1 protein-coding gene and 1 pseudogene are annotated in these 843 nt (G+C 68.7%); both read right to left on the bottom strand.

What is annotated here, in order from left to right; all coding sequences use genetic code 11:
- Positions 1–462: pseudogene (locus Gocc_RS15580) on the bottom strand (transposase); the annotation flags it as partial.
- Positions 459–779 (bottom strand): transposase, encoded by a 321-nt coding sequence (locus Gocc_RS15575; protein ID WP_114797496.1) that lies wholly within the window; start codon positions 777–779, stop codon positions 459–461. The gene Gocc_RS15575 and the pseudogene Gocc_RS15580, both read right to left, overlap by 4 nt.
- Positions 780–843: the final 64 nt, after the last annotated feature.

Genomic DNA, 843 nt, shown 5'->3' with positions numbered 1-843 from the left:
GAGCTCGTACTTCGACCAGTAGTCGCTGCAGCCGCCGATCTGCCAGCGGCCGCCGATCCGGGTCTCGAACTCGCTGAAGTCGAGCTGCCACACCTGGTTCGGCCCGGAGGGCGGCACCACGAACGCCGCCCGCCGCGCCTCGGCGTGCCGGCGCCGGTCGGCCTGATACGTGACCTCCAACACTCTGCCGGCCCGCTTCAACGCCCGATAGGTCGTCGAGTCGGGGGCGTCGTGGCCGTCGATCCGCATCAACGTCGCGATCGTCCTCGACCCCCACTGCGGCCAGCGGTCGGCGTACTCAACAGCAACGGGTTCGATCCGGTCGGCCGACGGGGTCGGCCACGGCCCCTTCGGCGGCCGCCCTTGCCGCTGACGCTGCTGCCAACGCCGATACGACCGCTCGGGCACGTTGAGCAGCCGGCAGAACCGGGCGGTCGGCATCTTGGATTCGAGGCGGATCACCTCGAGGGCCTCGTAGGCCCCAGGCGATACTCCGCCGACTTCTTCCACACGCGCAGCTCGACGTGCGCCTCCCCGAGGGCGGCCTTCAGCTCCTCGACCTCGGCCTCCAGCCGCTGCACCTGCGGGTTCGAGCCGGGGCGGCCGCCGTCGGCCAGGCCTTGCTTGCCGCCCTCCAGGAACTGGCGCTTCCAGTTCCCGATCGACTGCTCCGAGACCTTCGACCGGCGGGCGGCCTCGGCGATGCTCATCTCCCCCGAGATGACTGAGAAGACGAGCCTGAACTTGTCTTCAACAGAGAGAACAACAGGGCGTGCCATCAGCGTGCTCCTTCAGGTCAGGAGCCCAAAGTAACCGCCCTGCCAGATTTCGTGAAGCGGGACA

The sequence above is a fragment of the Gaiella occulta genome (assembly GCF_003351045.1).
In the GTDB taxonomy this organism is placed as follows: Bacteria; Actinomycetota; Thermoleophilia; order Gaiellales; family Gaiellaceae; genus Gaiella; species Gaiella occulta.
This window is presented reverse-complemented; position numbering and strand designations above follow the sequence as displayed.

Excerpts from the sequence above, each read along its gene's own strand:
- Gocc_RS15575 (WP_114797496.1), bottom strand. The coding sequence starts at position 779 with ATGGCACGCCCTGTTGTTCTCTCTGTTGAAGACAAGTTCAGGCTCGTC.